Source organism: Bradyrhizobium sp. UFLA05-109, assembly GCF_054185165.1.
The window spans coordinates 113,542-136,499 of record NZ_JBBIAR010000017.1; the positions used below are offsets into that span (position 1 = coordinate 113,542).

General features: G+C 60.6%; 19 protein-coding genes and 1 pseudogene. 12 read left to right on the top strand and 8 right to left on the bottom strand.

Going from position 1 to position 22,958, the window contains the following annotated elements:
• Window positions 1-264 precede the first annotated feature (264 nt).
• The 5 genes from Q3C01_RS14930 (at window position 265) to Q3C01_RS14950 (ending at window position 6,750) form a co-directional block, all read left to right on the top strand.
• Window positions 265-1,248 carry a LysR family transcriptional regulator gene (locus tag Q3C01_RS14930; RefSeq protein WP_458146084.1) on the top strand — a complete coding sequence of 328 codons (984 nt, stop codon included), beginning with the start codon at window positions 265-267 and terminating at the stop codon, window positions 1,246-1,248.
• A gap of 138 nt (window positions 1,249-1,386) precedes the next feature.
• Window positions 1,387-2,769, top strand: a complete 1,383-nt coding sequence (locus Q3C01_RS14935) for an FAD-binding oxidoreductase (protein ID WP_458146085.1) — start codon at window positions 1,387-1,389, stop codon at window positions 2,767-2,769.
• 480 nt (window positions 2,770-3,249) lie between these two features.
• Window positions 3,250-3,435, top strand: coding sequence for a hypothetical protein (locus Q3C01_RS14940; protein ID WP_458146086.1), 186 nt, complete (start codon window positions 3,250-3,252; stop codon window positions 3,433-3,435).
• Window positions 3,436-4,395: 960 nt separating this feature from the next.
• On the top strand, window positions 4,396-6,237 hold the full coding sequence (locus Q3C01_RS14945; RefSeq protein ID WP_458146087.1) for a LamG-like jellyroll fold domain-containing protein: 1,842 nt from the start codon (window positions 4,396-4,398) through the stop codon (window positions 6,235-6,237).
• Between the two features lie 144 nt (window positions 6,238-6,381).
• A complete protein-coding gene (locus tag Q3C01_RS14950; protein WP_458146088.1) occupies window positions 6,382-6,750 on the top strand; it encodes a nuclear transport factor 2 family protein in 369 nt (122 codons plus the stop codon).
• Between the two features lie 381 nt (window positions 6,751-7,131).
• Here Q3C01_RS14950 and Q3C01_RS14955 read toward each other — a convergent pair whose 3' ends face one another.
• From Q3C01_RS14955 to Q3C01_RS14980, 6 genes are all read right to left on the bottom strand, one after another.
• Window positions 7,132-7,863, bottom strand: a complete 732-nt coding sequence (locus Q3C01_RS14955; protein ID WP_458146089.1) for a class I SAM-dependent methyltransferase — start codon at window positions 7,861-7,863, stop codon at window positions 7,132-7,134.
• 78 nt (window positions 7,864-7,941) lie between these two features.
• Window positions 7,942-8,355: an MAPEG family protein gene (locus tag Q3C01_RS14960; protein ID WP_458146090.1), complete on the bottom strand. Its 414-nt coding sequence runs from the start codon at window positions 8,353-8,355 to the stop codon at window positions 7,942-7,944.
• Window positions 8,356-8,401: 46 nt separating this feature from the next.
• On the bottom strand, window positions 8,402-8,887 hold the full coding sequence (locus Q3C01_RS14965) for an SRPBCC family protein (protein WP_458146091.1): 486 nt from the start codon (window positions 8,885-8,887) through the stop codon (window positions 8,402-8,404).
• On the bottom strand, window positions 8,884-9,201 hold the full coding sequence (locus Q3C01_RS14970) for an ArsR/SmtB family transcription factor (protein ID WP_458146092.1): 318 nt from the start codon (window positions 9,199-9,201) through the stop codon (window positions 8,884-8,886). The genes Q3C01_RS14965 and Q3C01_RS14970 overlap by 4 nt, the downstream gene beginning before the upstream one ends.
• A 101-nt stretch (window positions 9,202-9,302) precedes the next feature.
• Window positions 9,303-10,007 carry a nucleoside phosphorylase gene (locus tag Q3C01_RS14975; RefSeq protein ID WP_458146093.1) on the bottom strand — a complete coding sequence of 235 codons (705 nt, stop codon included), beginning with the start codon at window positions 10,005-10,007 and terminating at the stop codon, window positions 9,303-9,305.
• Window positions 10,008-10,147: 140 nt separating this feature from the next.
• Window positions 10,148-10,816, bottom strand: a complete 669-nt coding sequence (locus tag Q3C01_RS14980; RefSeq protein WP_458146094.1) for an ArsR/SmtB family transcription factor — start codon at window positions 10,814-10,816, stop codon at window positions 10,148-10,150.
• A gap of 73 nt (window positions 10,817-10,889) precedes the next feature.
• On the opposite strand from Q3C01_RS14980, the gene Q3C01_RS14985 reads away from it, so the two are divergent.
• Genes Q3C01_RS14985 through Q3C01_RS15000 form a run of 4 tightly spaced genes read left to right on the top strand, consistent with a single transcriptional unit; the run spans window position 10,890 to window position 14,407 of the window.
• A complete protein-coding gene (locus tag Q3C01_RS14985) occupies window positions 10,890-11,630 on the top strand; it encodes an MBL fold metallo-hydrolase (RefSeq protein WP_458146095.1) in 741 nt (246 codons plus the stop codon).
• Window positions 11,631-11,634: 4 nt separating this feature from the next.
• The gene (locus Q3C01_RS14990) at window positions 11,635-12,894 is read left to right on the top strand and encodes an MFS transporter (RefSeq protein WP_458146096.1); all 1,260 of its coding nucleotides are present in this window, start codon (window positions 11,635-11,637) and stop codon (window positions 12,892-12,894) included.
• Complete coding sequence (locus tag Q3C01_RS14995; RefSeq protein WP_458146097.1) at window positions 12,891-13,265, top strand: GFA family protein; 375 nt, start codon at window positions 12,891-12,893, stop codon at window positions 13,263-13,265. The genes Q3C01_RS14990 and Q3C01_RS14995 overlap by 4 nt, the downstream gene beginning before the upstream one ends.
• Window positions 13,266-13,285: 20 nt before the next feature.
• Entirely contained in the window at window positions 13,286-14,407 is a 1,122-nt protein-coding gene (locus Q3C01_RS15000) for a cysteine desulfurase family protein (protein ID WP_458146098.1), read from the top strand.
• Window positions 14,408-14,412: 5 nt separating this feature from the next.
• Here the strand turns inward: Q3C01_RS15000 and Q3C01_RS15005 are convergent, their stop codons facing one another.
• Window positions 14,413-14,991: a class I SAM-dependent methyltransferase gene (locus tag Q3C01_RS15005; RefSeq protein WP_458146099.1), complete on the bottom strand. Its 579-nt coding sequence runs from the start codon at window positions 14,989-14,991 to the stop codon at window positions 14,413-14,415.
• A 1,243-nt stretch (window positions 14,992-16,234) separates the two neighbouring features.
• Window positions 16,235-16,651 (bottom strand): annotated as a pseudogene (locus Q3C01_RS15010) (DUF5996 family protein); the annotation flags it as partial.
• Window positions 16,652-17,094: 443 nt separating this feature from the next.
• Between Q3C01_RS15010 and Q3C01_RS15015 the strand changes: the two are divergent.
• The 3 genes from Q3C01_RS15015 to Q3C01_RS15025 all read left to right on the top strand — a co-directional run bounded on the left by Q3C01_RS15015 (window position 17,095) and on the right by Q3C01_RS15025 (window position 22,504).
• On the top strand, window positions 17,095-17,715 hold the full coding sequence (locus Q3C01_RS15015; RefSeq protein ID WP_458146100.1) for a DUF2760 domain-containing protein: 621 nt from the start codon (window positions 17,095-17,097) through the stop codon (window positions 17,713-17,715).
• A 115-nt stretch (window positions 17,716-17,830) separates the two neighbouring features.
• The gene (locus Q3C01_RS15020) at window positions 17,831-19,663 is read left to right on the top strand and encodes an Hsp70 family protein (RefSeq protein ID WP_458146101.1); all 1,833 of its coding nucleotides are present in this window, start codon (window positions 17,831-17,833) and stop codon (window positions 19,661-19,663) included.
• 27 nt (window positions 19,664-19,690) lie between these two features.
• Entirely contained in the window at window positions 19,691-22,504 is a 2,814-nt protein-coding gene (locus Q3C01_RS15025) for a hsp70 family protein (RefSeq protein WP_458146102.1), read from the top strand.
• Window positions 22,505-22,958 lie beyond the last annotated feature (454 nt).

Sequence of the window (22,958 nt, forward strand, 5' to 3'; positions counted from 1 at the left end):
ATTCGCTCCGACCGCTGCCGGCGGCGCGATATTCATGGGAATGAGGCACTGCGGAAGTGAAACGATTTCAGGATGAAAATGCGCGCTGTGCAGTTCGATTGGCCCGCTGCCCTTCCGACGGCGGGCAATACCGGCCAAAGGCGCCGAGCCGAAGGGGATCGAAATTTTGGCCTAGATCTCTAATATGTCGAAGGAAATCGACCATAAGGAACCGTTGCTGCTGGAGATCGGCGGTCTATTGATGCCGCTAAACTCGGATCCAAGATGACCGCTTCGTTCAACACGCTCGATCTCAACCTGCTGCGCGTCTTTGACGCAGTCATGGAGGAGCGCAGTGTCCTCCGAGCCAGCCAAAAGATTAACCTCAGCCAATCGGCGGTCAGTCACTCGCTGGCGCGCCTGAGGGAGATGCTCGACGACGAATTGTTCATTCGAACCACTACGGGAATGCAACCCACCGCGCGAGCCTTGGCTATGGCAGGGATGGTCAGGGAGGCCCTCAAATCCCTCGAGGCTGCAATCGAGTTGCCGCGGTTCGAACCCGCGACCTCCAGCAGGAGATTCACGATCGCAGCGAATGATTTTACGACGATGGTCCTCGCGTCGCGCCTGCTGAGTGTGCTGAGAACGGAAGCTCCCTACGTCGACCTCGCGATCAAGCCCGTCACCCGGATCGACCTTGCGGAACAGATCGATCTCGGCAGAATCGACGCTGCCATCGGCACCTTCCGGGGAACGCCTGCACGATTCAAATCCGATTTTCTATTCGACTACGACGATGTTCTCATCACGCATACGTCGCAGCGACTCGGCGTGGTCACAACCGAGATCCTTTCCAAGATTCCCATCATCGTCGTTTCATTCGCAGATGAACAAGAGGGCGCTGTCGAGGGTTTCATCTCCGAACGCGGGCTGGCACGGCGATCCGAAATGTTCGACCGCGCCTCGTTCGAACGCGCAATGTCCGCTTCGAAGCAGGCGCCGAGGATCGCCATCTCTCTGCCCCACTTTCTCGCGCTTCCGGGCTTTCTGGACGGTCCAGGGATATCGGCAATCATTCCGCGTCCGCTCGCCGATGCCTTCGCCCGCAACATCCCGATTGCGATCCACGAGCTTCCCTATCCCACCACCCGGTTGGAAGTCTGCCTGCTCTGGCATGAGCGCCACGAAGGCGACGCCTCGCAAGACTGGTTGCACGATGTGATGGTGCGGGCGACGGAGCACCTCCGCGCCAACGCCAAAGCGTAGGCAACCGATCTCCAGGCAATTCAACAGTCGCTGGCCAGGCCCTCGAAGAGCAGCTTCCTTCAAGACGATTTGCCCCGCTCTCTCCAAATCACCGCGCACGGCGCATGCGCGTTCGCGCCGCCACGAGGAGAAAGAGCAATGAAGGATCTGATCGAAAGCAAACTTTATCGCCTGGCCGGAAAAATGTCGGGCCAATTGTCGAGGCCCGGCCAACAGCCGTACGCCGCAGCAACGGCGATCTGGGCCAAACCGGACGGCCGCATGCCACGCGCGGTGGCTCACTGCCGGACACCCGAAGATGTGCGGGCAGCAATTCTAACCGCCCGCGACTGCGAACTCCCGTTGTCAGTCCGCGGCGGAGGCCATGATTGGGCCGGCCGCGCGTTATGCGAAGGGCTGGTCATTGACGTCAGCGGCATGAACGGCGCGACCGTCAACTCCGTCGGGCCTATCGCTCAGGTTGCGGGAGGCGCACGCACCTCGGACGTTCTCGCCGTAACCGATCCGCTCGGCCTAGCGGCCGTGACGGGCTCGTGCAGTCCTGTCGGTATGGCGGGGCTCACCCTAGGCGGCGGTTATGGCCCGCTGATCGGCCGATTTGGGCTGGCGCTCGACAATCTGCTTGCCGCTGAAATTGTCCTGGCGGATGGACGCATCGTTACTGCCGAACATGGCCGCGACGAGGATTTGTTCTGGGCACTGCGCGGCGGCGGCGGAAATTTTGGCGTCGTAACCATGATGCGCATTCGTCTGCACGAGCTGCCCAACGTCGTGTCCGGCATGCTGATCTATCCGTTTTCGGAGGCCAGAACGGTCTTGCGGCGCTTTGCCGACACTGTCTCCGCCATGCCCGACGAGTTGACCGTTCAGGTCGGTGCAGTTGCCGGCCCTGACGGCGTGCCGGTCATCATGCTGGTGCCGACATGGAGTGGCAGGCAGGGACAGGGCGATGAGCATATCGCACCACTGCTTGAACTCGGAACGCTGCTCGTCAACTCCCTGGATGCGGTTCGCTACGGGACGTCGTTGTCGGTGTTCGACCCGCATATCGTGAACGGGCGGCGGGTTTTCATGGAAACGTGCTCGCTACCAGCGCTCGACAGCGTCAGCGTCGACCTTCTTGTCGAGTCCATGACCAAGGCCGTCTCGTCCGGATGCGCGATCGTGAGTCACGAGTTCAGAGGCGCGGCTTCGCGCGTGCCGGTGGAAGCAACGGCGTTCGGCCTTCGCCGCGATCATGTGATGATCGAATTTATCGCTTCGTGTCCCGATCGGGCGGACAGATCGGAAGAGCGCCGGCATCAACAGTGGGTTCGCGACACGCGGCACGCTTTCGACACGATCGCGCTTCCGGGCGGGTATCCGAATTTGCTTGGACCAGACGGCGCTGACCGTGCGGCAGGAAGCTTTGGCCCCAACGCCGAACGGCTGGCCAGGGTCAAACGGTTTTACGACCCCGACAACGTCTTCCGTTCCGCCATCCCGCTTCCGACCAGCCGGGACTCGATAGCTGCGGAATGAGGGCGGGCGAGTTGACGTCGCGTGTTTCGGCAAACTAGCGGCCCGCCGACAGACTGACGCGCAATCCGCTGCGGCCGCATCTCCGATAGACCCGCGGCGGGTTGCCAAGCGCTCCTCGTCCGAAAGACGCGTTCAGCTCAGGCTGATTACTATTCTTCAGGAAAATATATGGAACCGAGTGGTTTATCTGTTTGTCGGTATGCGGATCCAAGATCAGTCAACCGCGCCCAGCACCAGCATCCTCTGCGTCTTCATCGGCATGGTGGTTGCGTGTGTGTGGCTAAACCGACGGCCGGTATCGCCGCCGCGGCCTCGGCCGTCCGAGAGACAAAAGAACCAAATTTCGCTGCTGGTCTTTTTGCTGCTGGCTGCCGTGACCGTCGCCCTCCAGTGGCGACGGAGGTCACGGTCCTTGACGATGCGACCAGCTAAGACGCTCGAGAAACTTAGGCCGTGCAAGGCGCGAGACAGGAGAGAAGCATGACCAAGATACAGGCACACGTGACACCGTCATTCAGGCCGGAGCTGGACGACACGCAACTACAGAAAGTCGTCGGGGGCGCCGACCGTACACCCATCGCGGCCGGTCCCGAGAAGCGTACGCCCATCGCACAAGGTCCCCTGGTGTGGGTGGGTGTTGCTTGGGTGCCGGGGTGGAAAAACTGACGACGCTCTATCAGCGCATCAATACGCCCCGGAAGGGCTCGGTGCCGTGAAGCTTTATAAAGAACCGCCCCATGTGGAGCGCGTCGTCGAAGCCGTCCATCCGGGCGAAGGCGTCAACGCAGCGCACCCCGGTGTGGGGGGTGTTGGGTGGGTGCGGCTCTGAGCAAGGGCGAGATCGTCAAGGACGCCACGGCAGGTCGATCTACGGCAAGTCCTGAACGACAAAGGCCCGGTGTGCGCGCCGGACCTTTGTTTTTTCATGTATGCTCCGGATCCCATCTTGCGGAATAGCCCAGCAAGCGCCGCGCGCCCATGCGTTAAATCTGGCGGTACGCCCAACAGCGGCTGGAGGGATCGACCCCCTATGGCGGAAGGCGCGACCAAACTGGGTGAGGCTGCACATCACGGGAATGAGCATGTCCTACATCTTCATGCCGGCGGAGGGAGAGAAATTAGAAAAAAACTTGCTCTACCGCTGCGGCTCAGGTGCTCTCGGTAGGCGAGAGGGACGGGATTTCTGGGCTTCTCCGCGTGCAGTCGCCTGGCCGCGCGACACCGGAACCCACCCGATGGGCGGCCACGTGCCTCGTGACTGGCTAGGTGTTTAGTGCAAAGGCCTAGCGAGGAAGCTGGTCTGCTCCTGACATGATGCCGACAACGCCGTTCCTGTTACGCGAAATGCAACCTGGAGCCGAAATCGCCCGCCATCATCTGATTGAGGATGGGCTCTTTGGAATGACTAGCTGCTTCGGTCACGACAAAAATTCCGCTTCGCCCAATGTGTCGCGACGGGGAAAGCCAGCCATCAGGAGAAGGAGAAAGATATTACAACACTCGGCTTTACTAGAACATATTAGCTCGCTCGTCCCAGCCTTAGCTCGATCGTCACAGCCCTATGGAGCCGCCATCTGGGAGCTCAACGGTGATGGCTGGCTTGACCTTGCCGATGGAGAAATGTCCATGACACTTCCCAATCAGCCTCCAAGCATTACATCGGGCGACACTGCGTTGGTTGCCTTCTACTCCTTCGATGAGACCAGCGGTCCGATCGCGCACGATCAGCAAGGCGGTCACGACGGGACGATTATTGGCGCCACTTACGTGCCCGGAGAGACCGGCAATGCCCTGCAGTTCAACGGATCCTCGGATTATGTCAGCGTGCCCGATTCATCCGAATGGAATTTGGGAAGCGGCGACTTCACAATCGAGTTCTGGGCCAATTTTAACTCCACCCCCAATGCCGCCGGGGATCTTGCGATAGGGCAAGATGAAGGCGCTGGTGCACGGAATAAATGGTTCGTTGAATTGTTTACCGGGAGCATTGGCTTCCACGTCAACACAGACATTGGAGAGTACCTCTTTATTGCCGCACCATTTGAGCCAACCCTTGGACAGTGGTACTCGTTCGATATCACCAGGACAGGATCGTCTTACCAGTTTTATGTCGATGGGCAACTTGTCGGCTCGGCAGACGAAGCAATAGCCATTCCGGATGTTGCCGCGCCGCTGTCAATCGGGCGGGCGGAGGGAGTTTATTTCGACGGTCAGCTTGACGGTGTGGCACTCTATCACCGCGCATTGTCGCAAGCCGAGGTCCAACAAGGCTATCAGGATGGCGCGGGGACGCCAGCGGCGTCCGCGACGGCGGCGGTTTCGATTGGGGAGAACGCCACGGCGGTGATGACGGTGACGGCAACCGATCCGGACGCTGGCCAAACACTAAGCTATTCGATCGCCGGTGGCCCGGACCATACGCTATTCACGATTAACGAGACAACCGGCGCGCTCGCGTTTGTCAATGCTCCCAATTATGAGAATCCGACCGACGCCGGGGGCAACAACGTGTACGATGTGACGGTTCAAGTCTCCGATGGCAACGGAGGGTTCGACACGCAGGCGATTTCGGTGACAGTAACCAATGTCGCTGGCGTATCTCTGACCTCTAATGCGGCGACGATCACCGGCACGAATGAGGAGGACGTGCTCACTGGTGGTTCGGGCAGTAACACGCTGATTGGCGGCCCCGGAAACGACCAGCTCTTTGGCGGTGACGGCAAGGACAATTTTATCTATGCAGTTGGCGACGGTACGGACACGATCGATGGTGGCAGCGGAAAAGACACTCTTAACATTAAGGGCACGACCGCTAACGAGACGATCCACGTCACTGTGTCGGCAGCCGGTTTGATACTGGAGGGTGGCACAGTTACGAACGTCGAGGAGACTAATTTGGATCTTGGTGCCGGTACCGACACTCTGAGCTACACCGGAACCACCTCAAGCGTGACGGTCAATCTGCCAAACTCGATCGCAACAGGTTTCAGCTCGATCTCGGGCGTGGAGAACGTGACCGGCGGGTCCGGAAATGACAGGCTCATAGGAAACGCGGCCAGCAACGTGATCGACGGCGGCTTAGGAGCGGATACGCTAACGGGTGGCAGCGGAAACGACACGTTCGTATTCAAGACCCTGGCAAACTCGCAGGCTGCGGCGTTCGATACGATCACCGATTTCACTCCCGGTGTCGATAACTTTCAGATCGGGCATAATGTTATTGATCTGAGCACCGGCATCGTGAAGTCGGTTGGCACTGGTAGTCTTGCCGCAGATCTCGCGAGCGTTCTCACGATGACCAATCTGAAGGCGAATGGAGCCGCCGAAGTCACCATCAAAAGCGGAACGGATGCCGGCACTTACGTCATCATCAATGACAACCAGCCCGGGTACGATGCGAACAACGATGCTGTCGTAATGCTGAGTGGGAAGCCGTTGCTGCTGCACACGAGCGATTTCATCGTATGACCGTCACTCGTCGCGTTAGGCCTACTCTGAAGACAACGATCACAGCTTGAGCAGTAGGTTCGATATGCGCCGAGTGCACAAATTGCGCGGTAACATTGAATCGCATTTTTCCATCTGGCGAGAACACGATCACGGGAGGCCAAGATGACTGACAACACCAACCTTGTACGTTCTGTCTATAACGCATTCCAGCGAGGCGACATTCAATCTGTTCTCAATGCCCTCAGCCCTGGTGTCAATTGGAAGTACTACGGCCCCGTGCCCTGGGCCGGTGAACGAAAGGGACTTGAACAGGTCGGCGCGTTTTTCCAAATCCTGGGAGACGCATTGGACATAAAAACCTTTGAACCTTCCGAGTACATCACCGAGCGCAGCAATGTTGTCGTGTTCGGACGCACGGATGCCATCGCTCGAAAATCTGGCCAACGATACGAAAATCGGTGGGCTCATGTGGTCACAGTCGAGAATGGAAAGATCATTGGTTTTGTCGGTCATGACACAAGTCCACTGTGACCCAATAGGCCTTGACCTCGCAGTTGGTGGCGGAAATCTTCGGTTCTCCGGGTCTATCGAATGCTTAATTAGATCGGCAACGGGATTTCTCTGGCGAGAAAAATGCAGGGAAACGGCCGGATTATCGGCCTTTCTCCCCGTCGAAGTACGAAATGGCTTCGGCTGGGTGGCGGAGAGAGTGTCAGTCAATCCTCATTGGAAATTATAGCATTTTCGAGTTTCCCAGAGCAAAACCTACAGTTTGAGCTACGCATAAAACGCAATTTGCCTCCGACAAAGCCTATCCACCAATGGTCGCTCATCGATAACAACGCCGTCTCCAACTCGATTTCGCTCGGCAACGTAGTGCGGCGTAAGAAGGCGCATAGCGGCAGTTGGCGGTCAGTGAGCCGCGCAAGCGACAATTTCATGAGGCGACTTGCGGCTTGCATCTTGCGGCGGTGAAAACACCGCCAGATATCCGCTGTCGCCCGCGAGTTGATGCGTGACGATCTCGCGATAGCCTACCGCGGAGAGTTCGCAGCGCAGCAGTTCGATCGGCGTGCCATGCCGTTCCGTCGGACGCTCAAGGTCGACAATCCCGATCCTGGCGCCAGATTTCAGGGCAGGTGCGAGATTGTAGAGGAAGGCATAGGGCTGGGCGATCTCGTGGTACATGTGCACCAGAATGGCCGCATCAAGCGAAGCGGCAGGCAGCCGCGGATCGTGTGGTTCACCCAGCGCCAACTTCACATTTGACAGCTTCAGCTGCGCGACGTGCTCGCCAAGCTCGACCAAATAGTCGCGCGTAACATCTTCCGCGATCACCGAGCCTGTGGGGCCAACGAGTGGAGAGAGACGAAGGGTATGGTAACCGCTGCCGGCGCCGATATCACCGACTGTCATACCGGGCTTAAGTTCAAGGATGCGGGCGATTTGACCGCTTTCATCGAGAGAGTCCCGGCGCACTTCGCGGGTGGGACTGACGATCGGCGCGACGGGACGTTGCGGTGCGGGAAATTCCGCAGCCGGGAGGCCGGGCGGCGCCAGATAACTGATATCGGCCGCGCCGGCGTGACCGGCGATCAGCGCTGCAACAAGTATGACAGCGCTGGCCCGTAGCGTCTTCCCCATGTTCGCTCTTCCGAGTAACCGGCGCCTAGGTCCAGAACCGAAATTAACGCCGTGGTCAGGCGGCCCAGTGTCGATATCCTAGCGGATGGCAGCCACGATAGATACGGCAATGAGAATGATGGTAACGAGCGCACCTGAAACATAGAGAATGGTTCTGATGCTGCCGCCTTTGGCGGCGTTGCCGCCGCGTAAATAGACCGCAACGTGGATTAGACGAATTGCGATATAGATCCAAACGAGCGTTGCAAGCGTGGCGGGTCCTACCCCCACCATCATAGCTAATACAGCCGGAACCACAAAAGGCGTCAGCGCCTCCACCGTGTTCATGTGAACGCGATCTATCCGGTACAGCAAGTTGTCGTCATCCAACGGCAGGACGGGCCCGGAGAGTGCCCCGGCCCTGCCTTTGGACGATCCTGAATAGACCGCCAGCCCAATTGAAAGGAGGCAAAGGAAGAGCACTCCGACAATGCTAAACGAGTAGGCTGCCATACAGAACTCCGCAAATTCCGATCACGTCGCATGGGACACGCGAGCATCATGCCTCGCGGGCAATACGCTCGGCGTACCGCTTCAGATAGAGCGGCCAACCCTGATCACCCTCAACGCCGTCGCGCACGCCTTCCCAACCTTGACCATGACGTTCGAGGTGACGGTGCTCCAGTTCCAATCGCGTCCGGCTCGGCGTCTCGGCGATGAACCGCACCTCCCACTCACTGGTCTTGTCGGGATCGGTTTCGATTTGCCAGCGCGGGCTGATGTCCCAGCTTAGAACCACGCGATCTGGCGGATCAAAAGCCAACACACGCGCCCAGCGGCATTCGCTGCCATCGATACCTCGATCATAAACGTGTCCCCCAACCCGGGGTTCGAATACAGTCTCTGCGATGGGGACGGAGAGCAGATTGTGCTCGCGAGGCTTGAAGCTCCCGAAATCTTCAGTGAAGACCTTGAACGCGCGCTCGATAGGCGCCTCGACCACGATAGATTGTTTGATGGGCGCGGCCGATACACGTTTATTCATTGCTGGTCCTCCACTGATTTTTCGACGGCCACTTTGTAGGCCGCCAGTGTGCTGCTCCAGAACCGGTCAAGCCAGGCGCGCATCTGGCCGAGCCCCGCTGGATCGATGTGATAAATGTTGCTGGCTCCCTTTGGCTCGGCACGAACCAAACGAGATTCGCGCAGCACCTTCAGATGCTGGGAGACGGCTGACTGCGAGACCGTCAGTTCTCGAGTGAGCTCAACGACAGTCCGAGGCCGCGTGCCCACCAGTTCGAAAATTCGTCTGCGAGTGGGATCGCCGAGAGCGGCCAATTGAACGCTGTCTTTAGGCATGGCTGGCCGACGTCAGATCATTAGTCATCACTAATGATTAGCGTAGACTGATGATTGCGTCAAATGGAGATGTAGCCAAGCTTTCGCATACCGAAGGCAGGTCATGACCCGGAACTTCGCCACCCCCGCGCCGCAGCGGCAACGACGGCGAGCGTGGCCTTGGCGCCGTCCGCCTCGCCCTTCTCGAAGTCGCCTTCGGTCTGCGCCATCGAGTTCGTGACGTGAGCGAAGCAGACGATCGAGTTGCCGCTCGTCGTGCCGAAAGCGTAGAGCGCTGCGGCCTCCATCTCCACGGCGAGAGTCCCAAGATCGCGCGCTCGCGAGATCGCCGCTTCGGTCTCGCGATAGGGAGCATCCGTCGTCCAGGTCGAGCCGCGATGCAGTTTCTCCGGCAGCGAACGGCCCGCCCGCTCGACGCGATCCAGAAGGGACACGTCGGGTGCCGCGGCGAAAGCCGAGCCAGGCAGGTAGTGATAACTCGTCCCCTCGTCGCGCAGCGCGCGGTCGATCAGCACGAAATAGGGAGTCGGTCCTATGGCATTGATCTGGCCAGCCGAGGTGACGCTGACCAGCAGCCGGCAGCCCGACGCAAACAGCTGCTCGGCGACCAGGACGGCGAAGGGGGCGCCGACCGCGCAGCCGACAATTCCGACCTCGCCGACGCCGTCGAGATCGAAGGCAAGGAGTTCGGTGTGGTAGCAGGCCCAGCCTTCGTGCATCCGGCCGGCGCCGGTCCGCTTAAGGTGGCGGACGACGTCACCGTCCGGATCGAGCACGCAGATTTCGGGCACAGCGACGAGCGGCAACCGCCTCTGCCGGCGCGCCTCCCTCAACAGGGATTCAGGTCGGAACACCGAGGGCGCCGCGTGATCCTTAACGCCAACGATCGGCCACGCGGGTTCCGCGCGATGAGGCTTATCATCCATGATGCACCTGACGAGTTGTCTCAAGCCGCGGATTCGGTCGGCAGGCCTGCGGCCTTCCACTCCGGGTAACCGTCCTCAAGACGGCGAATGCGATAACCGCGGGCCCTCAGCGCCGCCACGGCCTCGAACGAAAGCACGCAATAGGGCCCACGACAGTAGGCGATCACTTCACGACCTTTCGGCAACTCGCCCAAACGTCTTTCCAGTTCGGCCAGTGGAATGTTGAGCGCCCCCGGTAGATGGCCAAGCGCGAACTCATCCTCGGGCCGCACGTCGAGCAACGTAACGAGGTCGTCCCGCAATCGCGCGACCAGATCGTCACGCGAGACGGGCTCAAGCGCATCACGTGCCTGGAAGTAATCGGTCACAACACGACCGATCTCGGCGACATTCCGTTCACCGACGCGCCCCAGCGCTTTGATCAGCGTGACCACTTCGGCATCTCCGGCGAGACGATAGAGGATGTGTTTGCCGCGACGCTCGGTCTCGACGAGACGCGCCCGCCTGAGGATCTGCAGGTGCCGCGACGTATTGGCGAACGTCAGATGTGCCCGAGCCGACAGCTCCTCGACCGTGCGTATCCCCTGCGCAAGGTGCTCCAGAAGCTCAAGCCGGTGAGCGTGGCCGAGCGCCTGCGCCACCTGGGCAAGGTTTTCATAGATCGCCTGTTTGGGTCCCGCGCTTGACACGGCGCTCCTTCAATATATCATTCAGCAGATCGATTGAATGTATCTAGCGTTTCTCACGAGGGAGTGCAAGTCCATGATTCTCCGCCAGTTCTTGCATAGCGATCCAGTCGGTATCTCCTACCTTTTCGGCTGCGGCGGCAAGGCCGCTGGTGCGGTCGTCGATCCGGTCGGCGATATTCAGCCCTACCTGCAGGCCGCCGACAATGCCGGCATGCGGATACACTACGTCATCGACACCCACGTCCATGCCGATCACCTGTCGGCGGGCCGGGCACTCGCGGCCGCAGCGGGAGCCGAGTACGTGCTCTCGACGGAGGCTGGCGTATCGTTTCCCTACAAAGGCGTGCGCGACGGCGATGTACTTCCGCTCGGCAACGTCTCCGCCACCGTGCTGCACACGCCCGGCCACACGCCCGAGCACATCTGCGTCCTTGTGACGGACCGGACGCGCGCCAACGAACCGTGGTTCGTCTTCACCGGACACACGCTCATGGTCGGCGATCTCGGCCGCACCGAACTTGCCGTGAGCGCGGAGGAAGGCGCCAGGCAACTGTTCCGAAGCGTGAGTAGGCTGAAGGAGCTTCCAGACTACGTCGAGGTGCTGCCGGGCGCTTATGCGGGCTCGGTCTGCGGTCGCCGCCTGAGCGGCAAGCCATCGTCCGCAATCGGCTTCGAGAAGCGGCACAATCAGGCGTTCACGATCGAGAACGAAGCCGAGTTTGTCCGGTTCATGGTCGCCGAGATTCCGCCGGCGCCACCGGAAGCCGCGAAGATCAGGGCGGCAAACTCAGGCACGGCGGCGGCCGCGGCCTGATCTCATGACCGAGGCTGTAACCGGACCACAGACTGTCCCATCCGTCCGACTGGGGCTGAAAGAGAACTGGCCGCAGTTTGCCTTGCTCGTCCTGATCAACGCGTTCGTCGGCGGAATGGTCGGAATCGAGCGAACGGTCGTGCCGCTGATCGGCTCCGAAGAGTTCAAGATCAGTTCGACGACCCTCGTCGTTTCGTTCATCGTCAGCTTCGGCGTCGTGAAGGCGTGCGCCAACTTGGTCTCGGGCCAACTCGCCGACGCTTGGGGACGCAAACGCGTTCTGATTCTCGGCTGGATCGTCGGGCTGCCGGTGCCGTTCATGATCATGTGGGCGCCGAGTTGGGGATGGGTCATCGCAGCAAACGCCCTTCTCGGCATCAACCAGGGTCTTGCCTGGTCGATGACGGTAATCATGAAAATCGATCTCGTCGGCCCGAAGTCGCGCGGGCTTGCGGTCGGCTTGAACGAGTTCGCCGGCTATCTCGCGGTTGGAGTGACCGCCTTCCTCACCGGATATATTGCCTCGAAGTACGGACTGCGGCCGGCACCGATCTACCTCGGCGTAGCCTACGCCGTCTTCGGCGCCGCTCTGTCGATTCTGCTTGTGCACGACACCCGGGAGCACGTCCGGTTGGAGACTGCGGCGCACGCGCGTCAAGCGTCTCCGCTCACCTTCCAGGAGATCTTCGTCCTCACGTCGTTCGCGGACCGCAATCTGTTCGCCGCGTCGCAGGCCGGGCTCGTCAACAATCTCAATGATGGGATGAGCTGGGGAATCTTTCCCCTGTTCTTCGCCTCGTTTGGCCTCCAAGTCGACCGGATCGGCATACTGAAGGCCGTCTATCCCGCGACCTGGGGCATCCTGCAGATAGCCACGGGCCCTCTTTCCGACCGTTGGGGCCGCAAGGGCTTGATCGTGGCCGGCATGTGGGTGCAGGCGGCGGGTTTATTCCTGACCGCCGCAACAAGCCATTTCGAATGGTGGCTGGTCGGCAGCCTCTTGCTCGGACTTGGCACGGCCATGGTGTACCCGAGCCTGATCGCCGCCGTGTCCGATGCTTCGCATCCAAGCTGGCGCGCACGTTCCCTGAGCGTCTACCGCTTCTGGCGCGATCTCGGTTACGCGATCGGGGCGCTGTCGGCCGGCATCATCGCCGACCTGTTCGGCATGACCTGGGCGATCGGAGCGATCGGCGCGCTCACTTTCCTCTCGGGGGCGATAGTGTTCGTCGCCATGGAAGGCCGGCCCGGAGCACGACAATGAACGAGACCTTTTCAGGACGCTGCCTTTGTGGGGCGGTGCGCTTCGAGGCGCGAGGTCGGCCGAAGGGAGTCTTCTGGTGTCACTGCGAAAGCTGCCGCCGCCATTCCGGCGCCCCCGTCAGCGTGTTCGTCGGGTTCGAGAACGACGCTGTCACGACGATCGAGGGCACCATCACCACGTTCAAATCAAGCCCAGGAACCACGCGTGGCTTCTGCGCCCGCTGCGGCTCGACGCTGACTTGCGCTACCGTGCATTTCCCGACGGAGACGCATTATCACGTCGGCGCCTTCGATCGGGCGGCGGAGCTGCAACCGAGCAAACATTTTTTCGCCAATGAGCAACTGCCCTGGCTCCAACTTAATCACACCTAGCAAGGTACATGACTGCGTCGATGCGGCCGATCTACCTCGATTGCAATGCGAGCACACCGATTGATTCAGCCGTGGCGGAAGCCATGCGGCCATTGCTGAGCGACGCCTTCGGCAACCCCTCCAGCGGCCATTGGGCGAGCGCGGCTGCAAAAGCCGCTCTGGAGCAAGCTCGTAGTCAAGTGGCTTCACTGCTCGGCGCTGCACCCGAGGAGATTGTGTTTACTAGCGGTGGCAGCGAAGCGAACAATCTCGCAATCAAAGGCACGTTCTTCGCGCTCAATCGCCAAGGGGCGCACATCATCACCTCGGTAATCGAACATCCTGCCGTTCTTGCCCCCTGCCGGTTTCTCGAACGGCACGGCGGTTCGGTCACATACCTTCCGGTGGACCGGACAGGCTTGATCGATCCAGAGCACGTCCGCCGCGCCATTACTCCGCAGACGCTGTTGATCAGCATCATGCACGCCAACAACGAAGTCGGTACGATCGAGCCGATAGCCGAAATCGGCGTGATCGCGCGAGAGCACGGAATCCGCTTCCACACCGATGCGGCTCAATCGGTTGGAAAGATTCCGACCAAGGTGGACGAGCTTGGTGTCGATATGCTGACGATCGCCGGCCACAAGCTCTACGCCCCTAAGGGCATCGGCGCGCTGTATGTCAGGCGAGGACTCACGCTTGAACCGTTGATTCACGGCGCCGGTCATGAATCGGGCCGACGCGCCGGAACCGAGAGCGCCCTGCTCGCAGTTGGGCTTGGGACGGCCTGTGCACTGGCCGCAGACCTCGCGCCGATGAACCGCATTGAAGCCTTGCGCGATCGGTTATGGCAGGCGCTGCAAGATAGTTTCGGCGAAGGCGTCGCACTCAACGGCCATCCCACCCGTCGCCTGCCCAACACCCTCAACGTGTCGTTCGTCGGCAGGATAGGCGCGGATATCCTGAGCCAATTGCACGACGTCGCGGCATCGACGGGTTCGGCGTGCCATTCCGGCCAAATCGAGCTCTCGCCCGTTCTCGCAGCCATGCGCGTGCCCGAGAGAATCGGAATGGGAGCGATCCGCTTCAGCCTGGGCAGGCACACCACAGCCGACGAGATCGACGATGTGGTCGAACGTCTGTCCACGACTGCCGACGTCTGACCGCTTCAGTTCAAGACGCGCCGCTTCGTCGCCAACACTAGAGCAGGTTCGTTCGAGTCATCCCACGCAGTATCGACGTTCATGCCGGCTCGTTGGAGCGCTGCCGCTACGTCGGTCAGCGCCGGAAAGCGATAAATTTCCGATGGGAACGATGCGATGACCTTGCGGTCAGCGTTTGTCCGGAACAGCAATCCCAGACGGCCACCCGGCTTCAGTACGCGCGCGATCTCGCGCAGCGACATTTCGATATCTTTCCAGAAATAGAGCACGTGAACGCACTGCGCCTTATCGAACACGTCATCGGGGAACGGCAGCGATTCCACACCCGAAAGCACGACATCCACGCGAGCGGCTTCGATAAGGGAGCGGTTTCGTTGCGCCGCGATCTCGACCATCAGCTCAGAGGGGTCCACCCCGACGACGCGTCCTCGAGGAGCCCGCGCGGCCAATTCCATCAGGCTGCGGCCATGACCGCATCCGACGTCGAGCACATGATCGCCCTGCTCGATACCGAGCTTATCCATCACGCGCAGATTCTCGCGCCAGGTTTCACGAGCCATGATGAAGGCGATGAGCCGGCCCAAGAGACCGCGCGCATTCCGGGCCTGATCGGCAATGAACGGGGGACGACGCATCTCTAGATTCCCGCTATTCAACAAATCCGGCCGGGAGGGTGCCTCAGCTCCGCAGAACTGGCTCGTCGAAAATGAACAGGGTCTCGCCGTTTCTGAAAACGCCATGACGGATCAATGCGTTGGGTGACCGGCCGTCGCCTTCGAGTCGAGCGGGGCTTGAGCTTGCCGGACATGTGTTCTGCCTCGCGAAATCCGTCCTCCGAACCCACGATCAGAACCTACGGTTTGCGTGGTGAGTAGGGTAAGATTCCGGAACTAGCCGCAACAGCCTTAGTCGCGCTACTCGTTGTTTCCGCTGTCGATTCGAACAATCGGATACAAAGGAAAACTGTGTGGTGGCGGAAAGAACCATCCTCCGAACCCACGGCGAAAAACCTACAGCTTGCGCGAGGAATTAGCGCAAGATCGCGGAATTCTTCGGTCGCCTTGCGGTAGATGCGAACAATCGGATACACAGGGAGAGCTGTGGCGTAGAAATGGCGGAGGGAGAGAATCTCGAAAGAAAGTTGCTCGACTGCTGCGGCTCAGGTTCTCTCGCTAGGCAGAGAATAACCGCTCAAACCCTCTCCCAAGAGCGATCGCGCTGGCCTTTTTCGGTCATCCCCGGCACGTTGAGCCGGAGCGGGATCGAGCCCAAAGGCGACCTCGGCATAAGCGGTTTAGGGTCAATGCCGAGGCGAGGTGCTCGGCGGTAATGGGTCTAACGACCACCGCTTACTCCATTGTCGTGGCACCGCTGAGGGGTTTGGCCCCGCCAAACTCCGCGGCCGACCTATGGAGTACTGCGAGACGTCGAACTCGAACGAGTGCCTCCAAGTGGCGGATCCCGAGGCCCCGCCAAAACCCAGACCAGTGCGACGATCGTCACTATCGCGACGAGCACCGCGAGCGAATGGCGCACGAACTTCGAGGCTGCGATCGCCATCACCAACAGTAAGATAAAGGCCGTCCAGGTCATGCCACTTGGTTTATTGGCGCTATAGGTGCTTTCGCGAGTGCGACTTCTTCAACACAATCACCTCAGAACCAGACAGCAAAGCCATCTGGTTGCAGATCAGCGAACCAGAAGCCGACATGGCAACCAAGCTATTCAACTACCTCGTCGACGCGAGCGATCAAGTTTGCCGATAATTCAGAGTTTATCGATTTCGCTGTCTTCAAGTTGAAAATCAGCTGTGGGACCTTGGGCCCCTTAGCTCAATGGCCGCGGTCGGCGGGCTACGCCAGTGGGACAATCGAGGGCTCTACGATCCCAATGCCCGAGGTCGGCTGCGGCCGGATATGTGCTCTCCAGGAAGGCCATCAGCGCTACCTCCGGGGCGGCTGATTGTCTCACCACATCGTAAGGCAGGAGAAATTCCCCGAGCTTCCGGTCGAAGTAGGCTCCATCGGGCATCACTTTCGCGTCCGCAAGACCTGCAGGAGCGGGATAGGCATAGGAGTAAAAGGCCGCAAAAGTGCCGCCGCCGCCCGGTCAAAAACCTGCCGACGAGACTTCATGACTGTATGCCTCTCGGGTCACCTCGTCCGGCAAAGAAGGAACGCCACCCGGATGTAGGGGCGCGGGGCGTCCGGAGAAGCGCGGGCGCTTGTGGCGCAAAGCGGTCCACGAAATTTTTCCGCAACGAATGCGCTGGCGCTGTTACTCTAATTCGCGCTCGGTGGCGCACTCTATTATCTGCCGTTCGGCTTGATCCGGCTCGGCGGCTACTCCGCGACACAGGGCGTCCACCCCATCATAAAAAGGCCCTTACCGGACGCTTGGTAAGGCGGTGTCCGCTTTGCCACCAATATCGACATCGGCGGAGAACCAAGGCACGTCAGCGCAGGGCCACTTCCGGTCTCGTGCACCGCAGCAAAGTGTGATTTGCTTACCTTTCGATGGTTGTGGAAACCTAACCGGGTCCGCGCCCGCGCTTTACAGCGGGCTAGGTCTGCCCGCTCTGCTGACGCGGCGAGATCGGGCCTGACCTGTTCCAGCGTGCCGCATAAGCCTTGAGGGACAAGAGTCAATCAACGCTGATGCGGGTCAAAAGGGAGCTGCGGCTAAACATGCACGCGATGAAAGCGATCGCCATTATAGTGGTTCTGCTCCTGGTCGTGGTGAACGCTCTGGAATTGCTACCGGCAGCGAACGCATTCCAAATGTATCTATCGGGTGGGGCGGTGGCGCTGAGCCTTGTCGCGCTGATAGCGATTATGGTCTGGCGCGGCCCGTCACGGGATAGCCGAAGTGCTGGTGCTGAGGCGGCCCGACCGATGCCTGTTACCACTCGCGCAAACCGGGCAGACGCCGAGATCGTTAGCTTTTTGGCGATGCTGCAGGCAAGGGGCCGGCTAGTCGATTTCCTGATGGACGACATCAACGCGCATGATGACGCACAGGTTGGAGCAGCCGCGCGCGTGGTCCATGCCGGATGCAAGACTGCCCTGCTGGAGCACTTCCGAATCTCCCCCGTGCGCGCAGAGAGCGAGGGATCGACGGTGCAGGTCGCGGCTGGCTATTCGCCGGACGAGTACCGACTGCTGGGCAAGATAAGCGGCCCGGCGCCGTTCTCGGGAGTGCTTGTCCACCACGGCTGGAAAACGGATGCGGTGAATCTACCGCGCGTTTTGTGGAGTTCGACTGATCGACTTCCGGCAATCGCTCCGGCGGAGGTGGAACTGAGATAAGCGGGCTCGCATCGGCCGGCTGCCGGGCGCCCGAGTCGGATTACGTACAACCGGTGCTTTCCATCACGCGCGGCTATTGACGCTAATTGAAAGCACGACAACCAGGACCCCCTTCATGAGCGCTCGTTTCAGTCTTGCTATCGACCTCGGCACGAGCAACAGCGCGATCGCGATCACCGATCTCGAGAGTGGTGAGACCAGGATTATCGAAATCGCGCAAACCGTAGGGCCGAATCAAATCGGCGAGATGCTTACACTGCCGTCCGCCGTTTATATTCCGCACTCCGAGGAGTTCCCGGAGAGTTCTTTTCCTCTGCCCTGGAATGATGCCGGGGAGCGCGTGATCATTGGCCAGTTCGCGCGCGAGCGGGGGGCGCTCGTGCCTGATCGCGTTGTGACCTCCGCCAAATCCTGGCTGTCCAACCCGCATATCGACCCGAAGCAGAAGATTCTGCCGTGGCGATCCGACATCGCGGAAGAGAAGCTCTCGCCACTCGAATGCTCGCGCCATTACCTCCAACATCTCAGAGAGGCGGTTCTATATACCGAGCGGGCGCAGGGGCGGGATTGGGACCTGGCGGAAGGCGAGATCGTTGTAACCGTTCCTGCCTCGTTCGATGAGGTCGCAAGAAGCCTCACCGCCGAGGCTGCCAAGGCTGCGGGCCTTGAGGACGTCACATTGCTGGAGGAGCCGCAGGCTGCATTTTACGCCTGGATGGCGCAGACGGGCAGAGAATGGCGAAAACTGATTGCTGATGGCGACATCGTGCTGGTCTGCGATGTGGGTGGTGGGACAGCGGATTTTAGCTTGATCGCGGTCACAGATGTCGAAGGCCGGCTAGAGCTTGAGCGTGTCAGCGTCGGCGAGCACATTCTGCTAGGTGGCGACAATATGGATTTGGCGCTCGCGTATGCGCTGAACGCCAAGCTTGAGGCCGCGGGCAAACGACTGGATTCCTGGCAGTTCCTGGCGCTCGTGCATGCCGCCTCCAAAGCCAAGATCGTGCTGTTTGATGATACCGGGCTGGCGCAGGCGCCGATCGCGGTCCCGTCGCGCGGCTCCAGCCTGCTTGCCAAAACTGTCTCAACGACTCTCGATCGCGAGACACTGGAGCAAGTTGTCGTCGACGGTTTTTTCGCTAGAACCAGTGTCGACGACCTGCCGCACGAGAGCCGCATGACAGGGCTGCAGGAATTCGGTTTGCCCTATGCTTCCGACCCGGTCGTCAGCAAGCATATCGCCCAGTTTCTCGCTCGGAGTCTGCAAAACGTGAAGGCAAGCGAAAAGCTTGCCGGTCTGGTGGAGGTTTCGGCTGACGCGCAGGTGCTGATGCCGACTGCGGTCTTGTTCAATGGGGGCGTTTTCAAGGCCGCCCCAATCCGTACCCGGGTGCTTGAGCTGCTGGCGTCCTGGAATGGGGGCCGGCCAGTCCGCGAATTGGAGGGTTTCGAACCAGACCTCGCCGTCGCACGCGGCGGCGCGATCTACGGACGCCACCGCGCCACTGGCAAGGGCGTGCGCATTAAGGCCGGCGCGGCGCGTTCCTATTACATCGGCCTGGAATCGTCGATGCCCGCCGTTCCGGGCTACAAGCCGCCGCTGAAGGCATTGTGTGTTGTTCCGCAGGGGATGCAGGAAGGCACGGAACTGCTGATCGAAGGACGCGAGTTCGGCCTTGTCACCGGCCGCACGGCGGAGTTTCGGTTTTTCTCCTCCTCGGTACGAAGCGGCGATACGCCGGGACAGATACTCCCCGACGCCGAGCGTGACCTTGATGACGCTGGCCTACTCGAAGTCGCGATCCCGGCCCTTGACGTCCCGATGGGGCAGGTGGTGCCGGTCCGCGTCAGTCCCGTCGTCACCGAACTTGGCATCCTTGAGCTTTGGATGAGGCACGCGAACTCCGATCGCCGATGGAAGATTGAGTTCCAGGTCCGCACGGAATAGGGGCCGAACCGCCTCTGGAGGTAATTCTTGACGAAAGACCGCGCCCGCTTCGCCATCGGTATTGATCTCGGCACGACCAACTCCGCACTCGCATTCGCGCCACTGGTCGGCGAGGGGACGCCAGAAGTCCTTCTCGTCCCGCAATGGGAAGGCCTGGCGAGTCTGACCGAGAAGCCAACGCTACCTTCTTTCCTGTACCTGCCAGAGGAAGCGGTCGCGGCACACTTCCGCGGTGAGGAGGTCGGAGCCGGACAATGGATCGTCGGCCTTTTTGCACGCATAAAGGCACGCGAAGCGCCCGGACGGGTCGTTCATTCCGCGAAGTCGTGGCTTTGCCATCACGCCGCCGACCGGTTGGCACCCTTTCTGCCATGGGGATCAACGGTTCTGGCACGTGAGCAGAAAATCTCGCCGGTACGCGCCTCGGCACTGATTCTGAACTATTTGCGGGGGATCTGGAACAGCCGGTTTGCCCGGGCCGGCTTTGCGTTCGATGATCAGGACATCACGATTACCGTCCCGGCTTCCTTCGATGCGGCGGCGCAGCGACTGACGATTACCGCCGCAGAGGAAGCGGGCTTCCCCGGTGATGCGCGACTGCTCGAAGAGCCACAGGCTGCGTTCTATTGCTGGCTGGAAAGCCACGACCCAGCGCGCGAATTATGGCAGCGGCCCGACTACGGCGATGCCGGGCTGCGACACGTGTTGGTTATCGATATCGGCGGCGGAACGTCGGATTTCAGTATTTTTGAAGTTCGCCTGAACGAGCTAACGCCGGACCCTGACATCAGGCGTGTCGCGGTGAGCGAGCATACGCTGCTCGGCGGCGACAATATCGACCTTGCCGTCGCCCATTTCCTAGAGCCGCGGCTTGCTGGGGCTGGCGGCCGGCTTTCCGGCCCGCAATGGGATCAGCTCGTCGCCGCCTGCCGTCATCTGAAAGAGCTCGCGCTCGCCGCTACGGGGGTGCCGGATGAGCGGTTCGTTATTGCACTGGCCGGTCGCGGGTCGGGGATGGTCGGCGGCTCGCAGACAGCGACGGTGATGCGGGCGGAAATCGAGAGCCTATTGCTGGACGGATTTTTTCCCTTCTGCGACGCGGCGGCGCGGCCGTACCGGACGCACGCGGCACTGAGGGAATGGGGGCTTCCTTATCCTGCCGACAGCGCGATAACCCGACACCTTGCCGAATTCCTCAACGATCGCCCGCGCATTGATGCTGTCCTGTTCAACGGCGGATCCGTCCGACCGCCGCTCCTACGACAAAGACTCCGCGAGCAGATCAGAGGTTGGCAGGACGGCTTCTTACCCCAGGTTCTGGAGAATGAGGAGCCGGATCTGGCGGTGGCGCGCGGAGCCGCGCGATTTGGTGCCCTTCTCCACCACCGTTCGGGTCGCATCGCCGCTGGGGCGGCCGCTGCGATCTTTCTCGAAGTGGAGGGGATACAGGCAACGGATCGCCAGACTGTGCGCCCGCCACTCGTGTGCGTTCTTCCTCAGGGTGCAGCGCCGTCGCAGCTTTTTGAGATCACTGATCTTGGGCTTAAGCTCCGCACCGATCAGCTGGTGCGCTTCCAGGCTTATTCCTCAACCCGGAAGAGCGTCAGCCGGGCCGGAGACATCGTTTCCTGGTCCGAAGGCGAATTTCACGCGTTGCCCCCGCTCCAGACCATCGTCAGTACGGCTGAGCTATCCGGTCCGGAAGCGGGCGGGATGTTGTCCGTCGGTCTGACGGCGCGGATGAATGCGCTGGGGTTACTCCACGTCTCGTGCGTCAGCATCGATCCCGCCGTCCAGCGGTCCTGGCCGCTCGAATTCAACATGCGCGAGCATGTCCAAGGCGTCGCGGGCGCGCCCGGTGCGGGGCGGGCGCGGGAGGCACACGCTCCGATTGAACCAAACGCTTCAGCGGACGCGCTGGAAACGGCACGCAGGCAGATCGGGATCGTGTTCGCCCAGCCTGCCAATAGCAACAAAAAGAACAAGATTACTGCTGCCACGAGCCTCAAGGGTATGGAGCGCATCCTCGCGTCTGCCAGAGGTGAATGGAACGGGCCCCTGCTGCGCGCCCTTTGGCCTGCGCTTGAGGAGCGGCGGGACGACAGACGACGTTCCGCGGACCACGAAGAGGCTTGGCTCATCATGGCTGGATTCCTGCTGCGCCCGGGCTTCGGCGTTGTCCGGGACGACCTTCGTATCGATGCCCTGTGGCGGGTGCACGATGATGGCCCGTGTTTTCCTGGTCGGCGCATCAAGAGCCAGGAATACATCCTCTGGCGCCGGGTAGCGGGCGGGCTCACGCGCGAACGCCAGACCAGGCTTATGGCCGGAGAGATCGAGAGGATCCGCAGCGGCAGAGCGCCCGACGAACTCGTGCGTCTGGCTGGATCCCTGGAACTGATCCACCACGATACCAAGGCGGAACTGGTGCGTTGCCTCTGCGACATCGCGGTGACGCTTGCACGGGCCAAGCGGCACTGCGCTCCTTATCTTGCGGCGCTCGGTCTCCTGCTCAACCGCACTCCGCTCTACGCAGGGCCGGAGACTGTCGTCTCGCCCGATCTCGTCGAGCACGCGTATCAGGCTTTTCAGCACTTCGATTGGACTACGCCGGAGTTGCTCGACCTGCAGATTCTGTTCCTCCGAGCCGCGCGCGTTGTCGACGATCGGAGTCTGGATCTACCCATGTCTTTGCGCGGCCTGATTGCCAGCAAACTGGAGAAATCCGGCGTTCCTGCGCTACAGACCGCAAAAATCAAAGGTTTCGTTCCGATCGGACGATCCGATCGGGCAAGTCTATACGACGATTCACTCCCTCCTGGTCTGATCCTGATCGAATAGACATGCGCGAGGCCCGCGCCGCTAGCGGCCAGGCCGCCGAGAAGCGTGATGAAGTCGCAAGCACTGTCGCCGCCGCATTACTTTAACGTGAGTCAATGTTTCTACTAGTTTGACGCGCCCGCAGATCGAACATCCCGTGCTTGTTGCGATGGTTCGGCTTCGGGCCCGACACGGACAGTATCCAGTGAGGGCGAGACAGGTCAGCGCTTGCTCGGATAGCTCACCCGACCTCAGATACTTGTCAGCAGCTCAAGGTCACTCGCTCAGTTCGCGTACGCGTTGTTATGGAAGAACTCGGCCAACGGCGGACCGCCGTCTGGCTGAGTGACACATTGCGGCGAGTAGCACTCAATCAAGGCCACTTTTGCATCCTCTCGCGTCACTTTTCCGATCGCCAGCTCTTTGGTTGGGTTGTCCGTCTATAGTGAAGTACAAGGCGGGCACTGCACCTTGC